Annotated in this window: 16 protein-coding genes; 7 read left to right on the forward strand and 9 right to left on the reverse strand. The window is 75.0% G+C overall.

Going from position 1 to position 13,131, the window contains the following annotated elements:
* Positions 1-180 precede the first annotated feature (180 nt).
* From ATJ88_RS01390 to ATJ88_RS01405, 4 genes are read left to right on the forward strand one after another with little or no spacing between them, the layout of a single operon-like run.
* Positions 181-648, forward strand: a complete 468-nt coding sequence (locus ATJ88_RS01390) for a DUF402 domain-containing protein (RefSeq protein WP_098462217.1) — start codon at positions 181-183, stop codon at positions 646-648.
* Between the two features lie 37 nt (positions 649-685).
* On the forward strand, positions 686-1,180 hold the full coding sequence (locus ATJ88_RS01395; RefSeq protein WP_098462219.1) for a heme-degrading domain-containing protein: 495 nt from the start codon (positions 686-688) through the stop codon (positions 1,178-1,180).
* Between the two features lie 48 nt (positions 1,181-1,228).
* Positions 1,229-1,987, forward strand: coding sequence for a MerR family transcriptional regulator (locus tag ATJ88_RS01400; RefSeq protein WP_098462221.1), 759 nt, complete (start codon positions 1,229-1,231; stop codon positions 1,985-1,987).
* Positions 1,988-2,028: 41 nt separating this feature from the next.
* On the forward strand, positions 2,029-2,436 hold the full coding sequence (locus ATJ88_RS01405; protein ID WP_098462223.1) for a hypothetical protein: 408 nt from the start codon (positions 2,029-2,031) through the stop codon (positions 2,434-2,436).
* Between the two features lie 161 nt (positions 2,437-2,597).
* On the opposite strand, the gene ATJ88_RS01410 is transcribed toward ATJ88_RS01405, so the two are convergent.
* The 4 genes from ATJ88_RS01410 to ATJ88_RS01425 all read right to left on the reverse strand — a co-directional run bounded on the left by ATJ88_RS01410 (position 2,598) and on the right by ATJ88_RS01425 (position 6,115).
* Positions 2,598-3,611, reverse strand: a complete 1,014-nt coding sequence (locus ATJ88_RS01410; protein ID WP_141538586.1) for a hypothetical protein — start codon at positions 3,609-3,611, stop codon at positions 2,598-2,600.
* 154 nt (positions 3,612-3,765) lie between these two features.
* Entirely contained in the window at positions 3,766-4,566 is an 801-nt protein-coding gene (locus tag ATJ88_RS01415) for an amino acid ABC transporter ATP-binding protein (RefSeq protein ID WP_098462227.1), read from the reverse strand.
* Positions 4,559-5,212, reverse strand: a complete 654-nt coding sequence (locus ATJ88_RS01420; RefSeq protein WP_098462230.1) for an amino acid ABC transporter permease — start codon at positions 5,210-5,212, stop codon at positions 4,559-4,561. Before ATJ88_RS01420 ends, ATJ88_RS01415 begins: the two co-directional genes overlap by 8 nt.
* A 99-nt stretch (positions 5,213-5,311) precedes the next feature.
* Entirely contained in the window at positions 5,312-6,115 is an 804-nt protein-coding gene (locus tag ATJ88_RS01425) for an amino acid ABC transporter substrate-binding protein (RefSeq protein ID WP_098462232.1), read from the reverse strand.
* Positions 6,116-6,355: 240 nt separating this feature from the next.
* Between ATJ88_RS01425 and ATJ88_RS01430 the strand changes: the two genes are divergently transcribed.
* Together ATJ88_RS01430 and ATJ88_RS01435 are read left to right on the forward strand one after the other, a co-directional pair.
* The gene (locus ATJ88_RS01430) at positions 6,356-7,909 is read left to right on the forward strand and encodes an amidohydrolase (RefSeq protein WP_098462235.1); all 1,554 of its coding nucleotides are present in this window, start codon (positions 6,356-6,358) and stop codon (positions 7,907-7,909) included.
* Positions 7,910-7,935: 26 nt separating this feature from the next.
* Positions 7,936-8,265, forward strand: a complete 330-nt coding sequence (locus ATJ88_RS01435; RefSeq protein WP_098462238.1) for a TraR/DksA family transcriptional regulator — start codon at positions 7,936-7,938, stop codon at positions 8,263-8,265.
* 4 nt (positions 8,266-8,269) lie between these two features.
* Here the strand turns inward: ATJ88_RS01435 and ATJ88_RS01440 are convergent, their stop codons facing one another.
* Genes ATJ88_RS01440 through phnD form a run of 5 tightly spaced genes read right to left on the reverse strand, consistent with a single transcriptional unit; the run spans position 8,270 to position 12,360 of the window.
* Complete coding sequence (locus ATJ88_RS01440) at positions 8,270-8,938, reverse strand: TetR/AcrR family transcriptional regulator (RefSeq protein WP_245852045.1); 669 nt, start codon at positions 8,936-8,938, stop codon at positions 8,270-8,272.
* The gene (locus ATJ88_RS01445) at positions 8,935-9,753 is read right to left on the reverse strand and encodes a tyrosine-protein phosphatase (protein ID WP_098462240.1); all 819 of its coding nucleotides are present in this window, start codon (positions 9,751-9,753) and stop codon (positions 8,935-8,937) included. Before ATJ88_RS01445 ends, ATJ88_RS01440 begins: the two co-directional genes overlap by 4 nt.
* Positions 9,750-10,607, reverse strand: a complete 858-nt coding sequence (phnE, locus tag ATJ88_RS01450; RefSeq protein WP_098462242.1) for a phosphonate ABC transporter, permease protein PhnE — start codon at positions 10,605-10,607, stop codon at positions 9,750-9,752. The genes ATJ88_RS01445 and phnE overlap by 4 nt, the downstream gene beginning before the upstream one ends.
* The gene (locus tag ATJ88_RS01455) at positions 10,594-11,421 is read right to left on the reverse strand and encodes a phosphonate ABC transporter ATP-binding protein (protein WP_098462244.1); all 828 of its coding nucleotides are present in this window, start codon (positions 11,419-11,421) and stop codon (positions 10,594-10,596) included. The genes phnE and ATJ88_RS01455 overlap by 14 nt, the downstream gene beginning before the upstream one ends.
* Before the next feature lie 3 nt (positions 11,422-11,424).
* Complete coding sequence (gene phnD, locus ATJ88_RS01460) at positions 11,425-12,360, reverse strand: phosphate/phosphite/phosphonate ABC transporter substrate-binding protein (RefSeq protein WP_098462246.1); 936 nt, start codon at positions 12,358-12,360, stop codon at positions 11,425-11,427.
* Between the two features lie 148 nt (positions 12,361-12,508).
* On the opposite strand from phnD, the gene ATJ88_RS01465 reads away from it, so the two are divergent.
* On the forward strand, positions 12,509-13,123 hold the full coding sequence (locus ATJ88_RS01465) for a nucleoside/nucleotide kinase family protein (protein ID WP_098462257.1): 615 nt from the start codon (positions 12,509-12,511) through the stop codon (positions 13,121-13,123).
* The last annotated feature ends 8 nt before the right edge of the window (positions 13,124-13,131 follow it).

Below are 13,131 nucleotides of genomic sequence, written 5' to 3' on the forward strand. Positions count from 1 at the left end.
CGGCCGCCCCGGGCGCACCAACCCCGCCACGGGCGTGTTCACCGGGAGTTCACCCGATCAGCGCCGGATCGTCATCCCGCCGGGGGTTCCGCGTCGGTGACGCCGCTCACTATCGTCGTCACACCCGCCGACGGGCGCCACCGTCCGGCGCGAGGGTCGGGCACGGCGAGAGGAGCAGGGATGACGAGCGTCGTCGTCGAGAAGCGCAAGCCCTGCGGCGCCGTCCGCGCGCGCTGGACCGCCGTCGTGCTCGGCAGCGACGAGTGGGGCGACTGGTTCGCCGTCCCGGACGGCACGCTCCTGCTGCCCGTCGCCGACCCGTGGGTGGCACGGTTCCGCCACGACGGCACGGTCCGGGTCGACGTCGCCACGGGCGTCGTCGCGGCGTCGCCCGTGAGCTGGTTCGTCGACCTCGACCTCGACGTCGAGCGGGACGCCACCGGGGGCGTGCACGCCCTCGACCTCGCTGACTTCGTGGAGCGGTCGCCGTCGTACCCGCGCGCCTGGGTGGACCTCGCCCGCGAGGCCTGGCAGGACGTCCAGCGCGACGTCGCCGGGCACGCCGAGCCGTTCGGCGCGGCCCCCGACCTGTGGCTGCGCCGCGCCGCGCGCACCACCTGGCCCGTGGCCGCCGCCATCCCCGCCTGACACCACCTGACCCGGCTCGGCGTGCCAGGCTGACCCCATGAGCGCACCCGAGGACCTCGCCGCCGTCACCGCCCTCGTCGCCGAGGTGGAGCAGCAGGAACGCGAGCTGACGCTCGCCCGGTTCACCCACGACGACGCCTGGCGCCTCGGCTGCCTCCTCGTGGAGCTCGCGACCGAGCGGGACCTCGCCGTGACCGTCGACGTCCGCAAGGGGACGCAGCAGGTGTTCCACGCCGCCCGCGAGGGCACCACCGCCGACAACGACTCGTGGGTGGAGCGCAAGGTGCGGGTCGTGCAACGGTTCGGGGCGTCGTCGTACCTCGTCGGTCTGCGGGCGCGGGCGAAGGGCACCGACTTCAACGCCCAGCACCAGCTCCCGCTCCAGGAGTACGCGGCGCACGGCGGTGCGTTCCCGGTGCGCGTCGACGGCGTGGGAGTCGTCGGGACGGTCACCGTCTCGGGGCTCCCGCAGGCCGACGACCACGCCCTCGTCGTGGAGGCCCTGCGCGACCTGGTCGACCGGAGGGCCTGAGTCCCCCTCCTTGCGCTTGACGCGACGTCAACCTCTAGCGTCGGTGGCATGAGCCGTTCCATCCAGGACGTCGCCCGCCTCGCCGGGGTCTCCAGCCGCACCCTGCGGCACTACGACCAGATCGGCCTGCTGCCCCCGTCGGGCACCGGGCCCGCCGGCCTGCGGCACTACGACGACGTCGCCGTCCGACGCCTCCAGCGCATCCTGCTGCTGCGGGACCTCGGGCTGCCGCTCGCCGAGATCGGCGACGTGCTGGACGCCCAGACCGACGAGGCCGCCGCGCTGCGCGGACACCTCGCGGCCCTGCACGACGAGCGGCGCCGGCTCGACCGGCAGATCGCGTCGGTGGGACGGACGTTGACCGCACTGGAGAAGGGGAGGCCGATCATGGCCGAGGAGATGCTCGACGGGTTCGACCACACGCAGCACGAGCAGGAGGTCACCGAGCGCTGGGGCGCGGACGCGTACCGGCAGGGCGACGCCTGGTGGCGCGGGCTCGGACCCGAGGGGCAGGCCGACTGGAAGGCCCGCACCGCGGAGCTGAGCCGGGCGTGGACCGACGCGGCGGCCCGCGGCGTCGACCCGGCGTCCGACGAGGCGCAGGAGCTGGCCGCGCGGCACGCCGCCTGGCTCGGGTCCGTCCCCGGGACGCCGGGCTCCGACGTCGGGCGGCCGCCGCGTGCGTACGTCGTGGGCCTCGCCGAGATGTACGTCGCCGACGAGCGGTTCGCGGCGAACTACGGCGGGGTGGCCGGGGCGACGTTCGTCCGTGACGCCCTCGTCGCGTACGCCGAGCGGGAGCTGTAGCGGACGCCCCGGCGTCCGGCGCCGGGTGGGAGACTGCGGGCATGAGCGACGACTGGGCGAAGCAGCGCACCGAGGCCGCCCGTGAGCACGCGGCCCGCCTCGCGGCGCGGCAGGACGCCGAGCACGCGCGGGCCGAGGCGATGCTCGCGGAGTTCGTCGCGGACGCCACCGCGGCGCGGCTGCCCCCCGAGCCGCTGCAGGTCAAGGGGTACGGCGGTCGTGGCGCCGCCCGCACGCCGCTGCGCGGCTGGTACCTGCGCCATGACCGCACCGTCGCCGTGAGCACGGACGGCGACTTCTACGTGCTCACCGCGCCGCTGAGCCTGGTCGACCGGGTGCGCGGCGTCCGCCCGACGCCGTCACGCCCGCCGCTGGTGCTCGGCGCGGGCGGCAAGGACGGCGACTCCATCGACCTCGCCGACGCGCTCGCCCGCCTGCTGCCCCGGTAGCCGCGGATCGACGGCGCGCTCCCTCAGGCATCGGGCGTCCGATGCCTGAGGAACCGCACGGTCAGCGGTCGAGCAGGTCCCGCAGCACTGCCGTCCATCCGTCGAGCGCGTCGAGCAACTGATGGTCGTCCCGTCGGGCGACGTCAGGCTGCGGCGGGTCGTCATCGACCGAGCACTCCCGACAGCAGCGCGGCGACCTCCGGGGTCGCGGCGTACCCCGCGGGCCGACCGTCACGGACCGTCGCGGCGGCGTGCCGGAGCAGCGCCTCGTTGCGGACGTGCTGGTTCTCGACGCCCGGCCCGGGCGGGTCGAGCGGGAACGTCTCCGGCGTGAGGTCGTGCAGCGTCAGGAGGTCGCGGGGGTCCCGCACCGCGACCCACCGGTCCACCGGCTCCGGCCAGCCGGGCGGCGCGAGCGCGGCGACGGCATCCTGCACGGCGCGGATCGCCAGCGGTGCCCCCAGCGACACGAGAAGCGGCACGTCCCGGCCCGCGGCCGCCGCCGACCGCAGCACCTGGTAGGCGACCACCGCGCCGAGCGAGTGCGCCACGATCACGGCGGGCTCGTCCACCGGCAGCGCCGCGAGCACCCCCGCGTCGACGGCGGCCCGCGCCTCGGCGTCGTGCAGGTACGTGTAGACGTCGTGCGTGAGCAGCAGGACGACGGCGCCGCTCAGGCCCGGCACCAACCGGTCGACGGTCGCGAGGGCAGCGGCCAGCGTTCGCGCGAGGGCGTCGCCGACCAGTCCCTCGGACGCCACCGTCTCGGCCGCCGCGACGTCCTGCGTCGGTGGGTCCGCCGGGGCCGACCCGTACGCGGCGAGCACCTCTCGGCTGACGTCGAGGGTGAACCGCAGCCGATCGACGTCGAGCCCGGCGAGGAGCGGCAGGTAGCCGTCGGGGCGAGCCACGGCGTGCGTCGTCACCGGCGGGAGCGGCAGGTAGCCGTCGGGGCGAGCCACGGCGTGCGTCGTCACCGGCGGGAGCGGCAGGTCGTCCGAGGCGGCGTCGAGCATCGCCCCGTAGTGGACGAACGTCGCGTCGTCGTCCGTCAGCCGCAGGTCGGAGCCGATGGCGTCGAGGCCCGCGTCGAGCGCGTCGAGCCACCGCTGCTCGACGGCGTCCGCGTCGACGTCGCCGGAGTCGCGGCCGTGGATCAGCACGAGTCGGGTCACGCCCCCGACCGTAGCGGGCGCACCCGTGCCCGGCTCGCCGACCGCCGCCGTCCGTGTGTCGAGCATGCGGTCACCACCGTCGAGCATGCGGTGCGGGCCTGTCCACAGGTGCGGACGGGCCCTCACCGCATGCTCGGCAGGGAAGGGGCAGGGGTCAGTCGAGGCCGTCGAGGGGGTGCAGGATCCGGTGCAGGAACTGCCGGGTGCGCTCCTCGCGGGGCGCGGTGAACATCTCCCGGGGCGGCCCCTGCTCGACGACGACACCGCCGTCGAGGAACAGCACCTCGTCGGCCACGGCGCGCGCGAACGCGAGCTCGTGCGTCACCACGACCATCGTCCAGCCGTCGTCGGCGAGCTCCTTCATCACCGACAGGACCTCGCCGACGAGCTCGGGGTCGAGGGACGACGTCGGCTCGTCGAACAGCAGCAGGTCGGGCTGCAGGGCGAGCGCGCGGACGATGCCGACGCGCTGCTGCTGCCCGCCGGACAGCTCGCGCGGGTAGGCGTCGGCCTTGTCGGCCAGCCCGACGCGGGCCAGCAGCTCGCGCCCGCGGGCCTGCGCCTGCGCGAGCGGGACGCGCTGCACCTGCACGGGGCCCTCGGTGACGTTCTGCAGCACGGTGCGGTGCGGGAACAGGTTGTGGTGCTGGAACACCATCGCGGACCGGTCGCGCACCGCCTCGGTGCGGGCGCGGGCGTCGCGGGCCGCCCGGCCCCGCACCCCGGCGTCGGCCGCGAAGTCGACGTGCGGGCCGCCGTCGAACGCGAGCGTCCCGGCGTCGGGGGCCGTCAGGCCGTTGAGGGAGCGCAGCAGCGTCGTCTTGCCGGACCCGGACGGGCCGATGAGCGCGACCACCTGCCCGCGCCGGACCTCCAGGTCGACGCCGCGCAGCACGTGGTTGTCGCCGAACGACTTGTGCAGGGCGGCCGCGGTGAGCAGCGGGGTCTCAGACATACTGCTCCAGCTTCCTCTCGATGCGGGTCTGCGCGACCGACAGCACGGTGCAGAAGATCCAGTAGATCAGCGCCGCCTCGACGTAGATCAGCATGAACTCGTAGGTGTAGGAGGTGATCTCCTGCGCCTTGCGGAACATCTCCGTGACGAGGATGAGGGACGCCAGCGACGTGTCCTTGACCAGGGAGATGAACGTGTTCGACAGCGGCGGCACCGACACGCGGGCGGCCTGCGGCAGGATGATGCGCCGCAGCGTGCGACCGCGGGACATGCCGACCATGTACCCGGCCTCCCACTGGCCGGTGGGCACGGACAGGATGGCGGCGCGGATCACCTCGGCGGCGTACCCGCCGACGTTGAGGGAGAACGCGATGATCGCGCTCGGCCACGGGTCGATGGTCACGCCGATCGACGGCAGGCCGTAGAAGATGACGAAGAGCTGCACGAGCAGCGGCGTGCCGCGGATGGCGGACACGTAGGCGCGGCCGAGCCACGCCAGGAACCGGTTCGTGGAGAGCCGCAGGAGCGCGACGCCGAGCGCCAGCACGATGCCGATCGCGAACGACGCGAGGGCGAGCGGGATCGTGCCGGCCAGCCCGGCGAGGACCAGCGGCCACCAGGAGTCGAGGAAGAGCTGGACGTCCATCGGGTCAGGATCCCATCCCGTGCAGGTGCGGGCCGAGGTACGGGGACGCCACCGGGGCGGCGGTCACGAGGACCGCCGCCCCGGCGTGGGGGAGGGACGTCACTGCGAGACGTCGTCGCCGAAGTACTTCTCGGACAGCTCGGTGAGGGTGCCGTCCGCGGCGAGGGTCTCCAGGGCGCCGGTGATCGCCTCGGCGAGGGCCGCGCGCTCCGGGGTGACGACGAACGCCGACTCGGAGGTCTCCTCGGTCTCCGCGGCGACCTTGATCGGCGCGTCCGGGTTCTCCTTGAGGTAGTCCAGCACCGTGAGGGAGTCGTTGATCGTCGAGTCGACGCGACCCTGCTCGAGCAGCGCGACGGCCTGCGCCCAGCCCTCGATCGGCTCGACGGTGGCGCCGGACTCCTCGGCGAGCTCGCGCCAGTTGCTCGTCAGCGACTGCGCGGCCGTCTTGCCGTCGAGGTCGGCGAAGCTGCTCACCGAGTCGTCGCCCTGCGCCACGACGACGACGCCGCGGGACACGGTGTACGGCGTCGAGAACTTGTACTGCGCCTCGCGCTCCGGGTTGATGGACACCTGGTTGGCGATGGTGTCGAAGCGGCCGGCGTCGAGGCCCGCGAAGATCGCGTCCCACTGGGTCTCCGCGAACTCGATCTCCAGGCCCAGCTCGTCGGCGACGGCCTCGGCGACCTCGACGTCGTAGCCGACGAGCTCGCCGGACGCGTCGTGGAACGTGAACGGGCGGTAGGTGCCCTCGGTGGCGACGGTGAGGACGCCGTCGTCGACGAGGCCGAGCCCGCTGCCGGCCTCCGACGCGGTGTCGTCCTCGGCGGACCCGCAGGCGGCCAGCGCCAGGGCGGTCACGGTGGCCGTCAGGGTCGCGATGAGGGCGCGCTGCTGTCGCATGAGGGTGTCTCCTGTGTCGTGGCCGACGGCGGTTCTCGCCGGGGCGGGGAGGGCTGCGTCGTATCAGCCCGGTGCATGGGTGGCATCGAAGGTCTCGATGACACCGGGTGGCAACACGCTAGGGGCGCGGACGCATTCCCGCTGTGACCGAGCGCACCACGCCCCTGAGACCTGCGCCACCGGGTCCTCGCGTCCGCCCGCCCGGGACGACCGCCCCGCACCGTGGCTTACGGTGGCGCCGTGACCGTCCTGATCGCCAACGCGCGCCCCGCCGGCCGCCCCGACCGGCCCGTCGACGTCCTCCTCGCGGGTGGCCGCGTCGCCGCCGTCGTCCCCGCCGGGACCGGCCACGAGGAGATCGCCCGCGCGTCCGCCGGCTGGGGCGACGGCGCCGCACCCGAACGGGTCGACGTCGACGGCCGCACCGTCGTCCCCGGCCTCTGGGACGCCCACACCCACCTCACCCAGTGGGCGATGGTGCGCCGCCGCCTCGACGTGTCCGCCGCGACCAGCCCCGCCCACGCCGCCGCCCTCGTCGGCGCCGCGCTCGTCGACCCCTCCCGGCACCCCGCCCCCGGCCGGCCCTTCGTCGGGTTCGGCTTCCGCTGGGCCACCTGGGCCGACGAGCCCACCGCCGCCGTGCTGGACTCCGTCGCCGGGGACGTCCCCGTCATCCTGCTGTCCGGCGACCTCCACTCCGCGTGGGCGTCCACCGCCGGGCTGCGCCACCTCGGCATCGGCGAGCACCCCACCGGGCTGCTCCGCGAGGAGGAGTGGATGCCCGCCTCCCCGGCCTTCGTCACCGTCACCGACGACGTCGCCGACACCTACGTCGCGGAAGCCGCGCAGGCCGCCGCCGAACGCGGCGTCGTCGGCGTCGTCGACTTCGAGGTCGCCGACAACCTCACCGCCTGGCGCCGCCGCACCGAGGCCGGCTGGGACGGCCTGCGCGTCCGCGCCGGCGTCTGGGAGCAGCACCTGAACGCCGTCGTCGACGCCGGGCTCCGGCACGGCGACCCCCTCGCCCCCCACGCCGGCCCCGCCGCCGACCTCGTCACCCAGGGACCCCTCAAGGTCATCTCCGACGGCTCCCTCAACACCCTCACCGCCTACTGCTTCGACGAGTACGTCGGGCACACCGGCCCCGACGCGCACGGCGTCCTCAACGTCGCCACCGACCACCTCGTCCCCCTCATGGCCCGCGCCCACGCCGCCGGGCTGCGCTGCGCCATCCACGCCATCGGCGACCACGCCAACGCCCTCGCCCTCGACGCGTTCGAGGCGTCCGGCGCCCGCGGGTCCGTCGAGCACGCCCAGCTGCTGCGCCCCGACGACGTCGCCCGGTTCGCCGCGCTCGGCGTCACCGCCAGCGTCCAGCCCGAGCACGCCATGGACGACCGCGACGCCACCGACGCCCTGTGGGCCGGACGCGGCGCCCGCACCTTCCCCCTGGCCGACCTCGCCGCCGCCGGCGTCACCCTCGCCTTCGGCTCCGACGCCCCCGTCGCCCCGCTCGACCCGTGGGCCGCGATCTCCGCCGCCGTCACCCGCGTCCGTGACGGCCGCCCCTCCTGGCACCCCGAGCAGCGGGTCGACGTCGCCGCGGCGCTCGCGGCGTCCACCGGCGGCCGGGGCACGACCCTGCGCGTCGGCGACCCGGCGGACGTCGCCGTGCTCGACGTCGACCCGCTCGCGCTGCCCACGACGGACGACGCCGAGCTCGCGCGGCGCCTGCGCGACCTGCCGGTGGCGGGCACCCTCGTCGCCGGGCGCTGGACGTACCGGGCGCTCTGAGGCCCGTCCCGGAGCAGACTGCTGTGATGGGGGTCGAGGAGGAGCTGCAGGCCCGGGTCGTTGCCGCCGAGGAGCGGGTCGCGCGGCACCGCGCGACCGTGGACGGCATCGTCGCCTCGGTGCGCTCGGAGAACGTCGACGACGAGCACGACCCGGAGGGCGCGACGCTCGCCTGGGAGCGGCAGCAGGCCGCCGCGCTGCTGGCGGACGCCGAGGCCGACCGCCGGGCCGCGCTCGACGCCCTCGACCGGCTGGCGGCGGGCACCTACGGGGTGTGCGAGGTGTGCGGGCGCCCGATCCCCGCCGCGCGGCTCGCGGTGCGCCCGTCCACGACCCGCTGCGTGGAGCACGCGTGACGGGTCACGCGCCGACCTGCATCCCCTGCCAGGCGACCCGGATCGCCGTGCGGCAGCGCTGCACGACCTGCGGGTCGTCGAGCGACTCGCCGCGCACCACGTACTGGTAGTAGACGACGCCGGTGAGCAGGTCCATGCAGGCGTCGAGGTCGAGGTCGGCGCGCAGCTCGCCGCGCTCGATCCCGGCGCGCAGCACCGCCTCCAGACCGGGTCGTCGCCGCGCCACGTGGGAGCGCCAGTAGGCCCGGGCGAGCCGCCGGTCGGACAGTGCGAGCCGCAGCCGCAGGCGGAACCGCTCCTCGGAGTAGCCGGGACCGGCGGTCGCGGACCCCGGGGCGAAGACGGTCAGCAGGTTCTCCAGGAGGTCGCCGTCGAGCGGGACGGCGTACGGCTCGCGGCCGTGGTCGAGCGCCGCGGCGACGAGGTCGGTCAGGCTCGGCCAGCGTCGGTAGATCGCCGCCCGGCTGACGCCGCTGCGCGCCACGACCCTCCCGACCGTCACGTCCTCGCCCGCGTCGAGCAGCTCGACGGCGGCGGCGAGGATCCGCTCGTCGTGTCCCTCGACCCGGGGGCGTCCGGGCCGGCGTCCGGCGGGCTCGGACGCGACGTCGCCGATGGCGGCCCGCGCGGGGCGGGCCGGCACCGGCAGGGTCGGGGTGGCCGACGGCGTCACGCGACGTCCGAGCCGTCGGGGGCGGCGTCCGGCGCGAGCACGAGCCGCTCCCGCAGGCGGGCCACCAGCCCGTCGGTGAGCCCCGCCGCGCGCAGCGGCGCCAGGGGGTCGCCGTACCGCTCGGTGAGCGTCGCGACGAGCCAGCGCATCGGCTCCGGGGAGAACTCCGTGCGCACCGCCGCGCGGGCGGCGGCGTCCAGGTCGACGCCGAGCTGCGCCATGAGCGGCGCGAGCACCGGGGCGAGCCGCTGCTGGATCGCCGCCGAGTTCGCGCCCGTGCGGGCGTACTCCGCCACGACGTCGTCCGTGCCCGCGCCGAGGGCGAGCAGCAGGGCCGCGGCCAGCACACCGGTGCGGTCCTGACCGGCCGCGCAGTGGAACGCGACCGTGCCCGGCGAGTGCGCGACGATCGCCAGCGCCGTGACGACCTGCGGCGCCGCGCCCTCGACCATCCGCAGGTACATCGGGCCGAACGTGCTCTGGTCCCAGCCGGAGCCCGGGTCGGGGCGGGTCTGGCCGTCGTCCGCGAGGTCCGCGAGGAACGGTACGTGGTGGAACGTCACGGCGGCCTCACGGCCCAGCGGTCCGCGGCCGGTGAGACCGACCTCGAACGTGGACCGCAGGTCGACGACGGCGCGCAGGCCGTCGGCGACCAGCCGGTCCGCGGTGCCCTGGTCCACGGTGGACAGGTCGTCGGCGCGCAGCACGACGCCGGGGCGCACGGTGCCGCCGGCGACGGGGACGCCGCCGAGGTCGCGCAGGTTGACGGGTGCCGTGAGCGGGAGGTCCGCGGCGGCAGGGGAGAGGGTGGTCACGTGATCTTCCTCCGGATGACGGCGCTGAGCTGGTCGATGACGGTGACCAGCACGACGATGCAGATGACGATCGCGGAGAGGTGCCCGTAGTCGTACATCTTCATGGCGGTGGTGAGCTCCAGGCCGATGCCGCCCGCGCCGACCATCCCGAGGATGGTCGCGCCGCGGACGTTGCCCTCGAACAGCAGGAGCGTGTAGGAGACGAGCAGGGGTCCGGCCTGCGGCAGGATCCCGTACTGCACGACCTGGCGCGGGGACGCGCCGACGGCCTGCATGGCGACGACGGGACCGTCGTCGACGGCCTCCATCGCCTCGGCGAACACCTTGCCGATCGAGCCGATCGACCCGATCGTCATGGCGAGGATGCCCGCGAACGGACCGAGCCCGACGGCGGACACGAACATGAGGGCGAACACGAGGTCCGGGAGCGACCGGATGACGTTCATCGTCCAGCGGCACGGGTAGTACACCCAGCGCGGCGCGACGTTGGACGCGGCGCCGAACGCCACGACCAGGCTCAGCCCCGCCCCCAGCACCGTCCCGACGACCGCCATCTGCAGCGTCTCGACGAGCTGGTCCACGATGACGTCCAGCTCGTCCCAGGACGGCGGGAACAGCCGGGCGAGGAACTCGCCCATGTTGACGGCGCCCTCGCCGAGCTTCGCGAGGTCGAACTCCGCGCCGACGGCGGACCAGTAGAGGATCGCGAGGGCGACGGGGACGCCGAGCAGGAACCGGGCGCGCGGCACGCCGAACGCCCGCTCCAGCCGGGCGCGCTCGCCCGGGTCGAGGCGGGGCCGCTCGGGCGCCCGCCGCCGGTCGGTGCTCCGGGCGGTGGTCTCAGCGAGCGACATCGTCGGCCTCCTGCTCGTCCGTCGGCGGGACGTCGTAGACCGCGGCGAGACGGTCGGCGTCCAGCTCGGCCGTGGGCGCGCTGACGAGCACCTCGCCGTGCCGCAGCCCGACCACCCGGTCCGAGTGCTCCAGGGCGAGGTGCAGCACGTGCAGGCTGACCAGCACGGGGATGCCGTCGGTGCGGGCGATCTCCTGCAGCAGCTCGAGCACCTGGTGCGACATCGACGGGTCGAGGGAAGCCACGGGCTCGTCGGCGAGGATGAGCCGTGGGCGCTGCATGAGGGCGCGGGCGATGGCGACACGCTGCTGCTGGCCGCCCGACAGGGTGCGGGCCTGGTCCGTGGCCTTGTGGGCGATGCCGACCCGGTCGAGGAGCGCCAGGGCGCGCTGCCGGTCGGCGCTCGTGAAGCCGCCGACGGCGTTGATCGGCCCGGCGCCGTGCAGCGCGCCGGTGAGCACGTTGGTCAGGACGCTGAGCCGACCGACCAGGTTGAACTGCTGGAACACCTGGCCGACCTGCGCGCGCAGGCCGCGGAGCTGCCCGCGGCGCAGCGCGCCGACGTCGTGCCCGGCGACCCGCGCCGAGCCGCCCGTGATCGGGGCGAACCCCGTCAGGCTCCGCATGAGCGTCGACTTGCCGGAGCCCGACGACCCCAGCAGGGCCACCGTCTCGCCGGCGAACAGGTCCAGGTCGACGCCGTCCAGCACCAGCGGGCCGTCACCGTAGGCGACGCGCAGGCCGCGCACCGACACCAGCGGCTCCGGCGTCGTCACCGACGGCGCCGGCGGCAGGGGAGCGGTCGTGGTCGTCATCGCTCAGCCCAGGTCCGAGATGTCGACGTCCGCGACGGCCGCGACGTCGACAAAAGGCTGGAAGATCTCGTCGCCCGGCTCCAGGACCGGGTCGGTGCCCTGCATCGCCTCGAGCATCGCGCCCAGGCGGTCGGCGTTCTCCTCGACGAACACCGTCGGCAGTGCCTCCAGGAGCTCCGCCCGCTTGTCCGCGGCGAGGTCCTGGTCCGCCAGCACCGTCACCGCGACCGGCATCGACCCGCTCACCCCGATCGACCGGGTCTCGCCCTCCGCGAAGGGGAACATCGGGTTGTCCTGACCCGCCATCGACGGGAAGAACGTGGACGTGCACGCGACGTCCACCTGCCCCTCCTTCAGCGCGACGAAGCTCATGTCGTGCCCGCCGGAGAACATCGACGTGTAGTCCACGTCCTTCTCCAGGCCGGCCTCGTGCAGCATCGCGACCGGCATGAAGTAGCCGGAGCTCGACGCCGGGTCCGCGAACGCCACCACCGTGTCCGGGGTGACGTCCGCCAGGGACTCCAGCGGGGAGCCGTCCAGCACCAGGCACGTCGACACGGGGTCGTCGTTCCCCGGCCAGGCGACCAGCGCGTCCACCTCGCCGGTGTTGACGGCCAGCGCCGACGGGAAGCCGCTCATGAAGCCGATGTCGACGTGGTGGTTGCGCAGCGCCTCCACCACGGCCGTGTAGTCCGGCACGTCGACGATCTCGACCTCGCGGCCCGTCGCCTCGGTGACGAGCTCCGCGAACGCCTCGATCGGGTTCTCGGCGCCGGGGTCGTCGCCCAGCGGGGTGGTCGCGAACGTCAGAGGGGCGTCGGGGTCCGACGCCGCGGGCTGCGCCGCGTCGTCGGCCTCCGCGGCGCCGGAGCACCCGGACAGCAGCAGGGCGGCTCCGAGGCCGAGGGCACCGAGGGTGGGCAGGGCGCGGGTGCGCATGGCGGTCCTTTCACGGGGCTGTGGGTATCGCGACTGGCGATACCGGAATCACAGCCGGGCGAGGTGACCGCGAATTACGAGACCGACGGACCTGGAACCGAATCCTCGGTGAACAGTCGGTGCGGCGGCGGTGTGCCAGCATGACGGGGTGCGCGTCCAGCCGGTGACCCCCGACGGCGCCGTCGAGCACGTCGTCGAGCGGGTCCTCGCGACCGACGGCACCGTGCGCGTGCTGGTCGACGGGCACCCGTCCACCGGAACCGCGGCGTTCGCGGATGCGACGGTCGCCCCGTTGCGCGCCGCCGGCCGGCCCGTCGCGCGGGTGGCGGTCCGGGACTTCCTGCGCGCCCGGTCGGTGCGGCTGGAGTCCGGCCGGCGTGACCCCGACGCGCTCCTCGACGCCTGGATCGACGTCGAGGCGCTCAACCGCGAGGTCCTCACGTCCGTCGTGCGGCGCGGCCGCTGGCTACCCGGCCTGCGTGACCCCGACACCGGACGCTCCACCCGCGCCGCCTACGAGGACGCGCCGCGGGGCACCGTCGTCGTGCTCGACGGCACGCTCGCCCTGCGACGCGGCCTCGACGTCGACCTCACGGTGCACCTCGCGCTCACCGTGGCCGCCGAGACGCGCGCCACGCCGCTCGACGACGCCTGGCAGCTCGCCGCCTACGGCCGCTACCGGCGCGAGGTGCAGCCCGAACGGCGTGCCGACGTCGTCGTGCGCGTCGACCACCCCGACCGTCCCGCGCTCGTGCTGCGCTGAACCGGACG

Origin of the sequence: Isoptericola jiangsuensis (assembly GCF_002563715.1) — a bacterium.
GTDB lineage: Bacteria > Actinomycetota > Actinomycetes > Actinomycetales > Cellulomonadaceae > Isoptericola > Isoptericola jiangsuensis.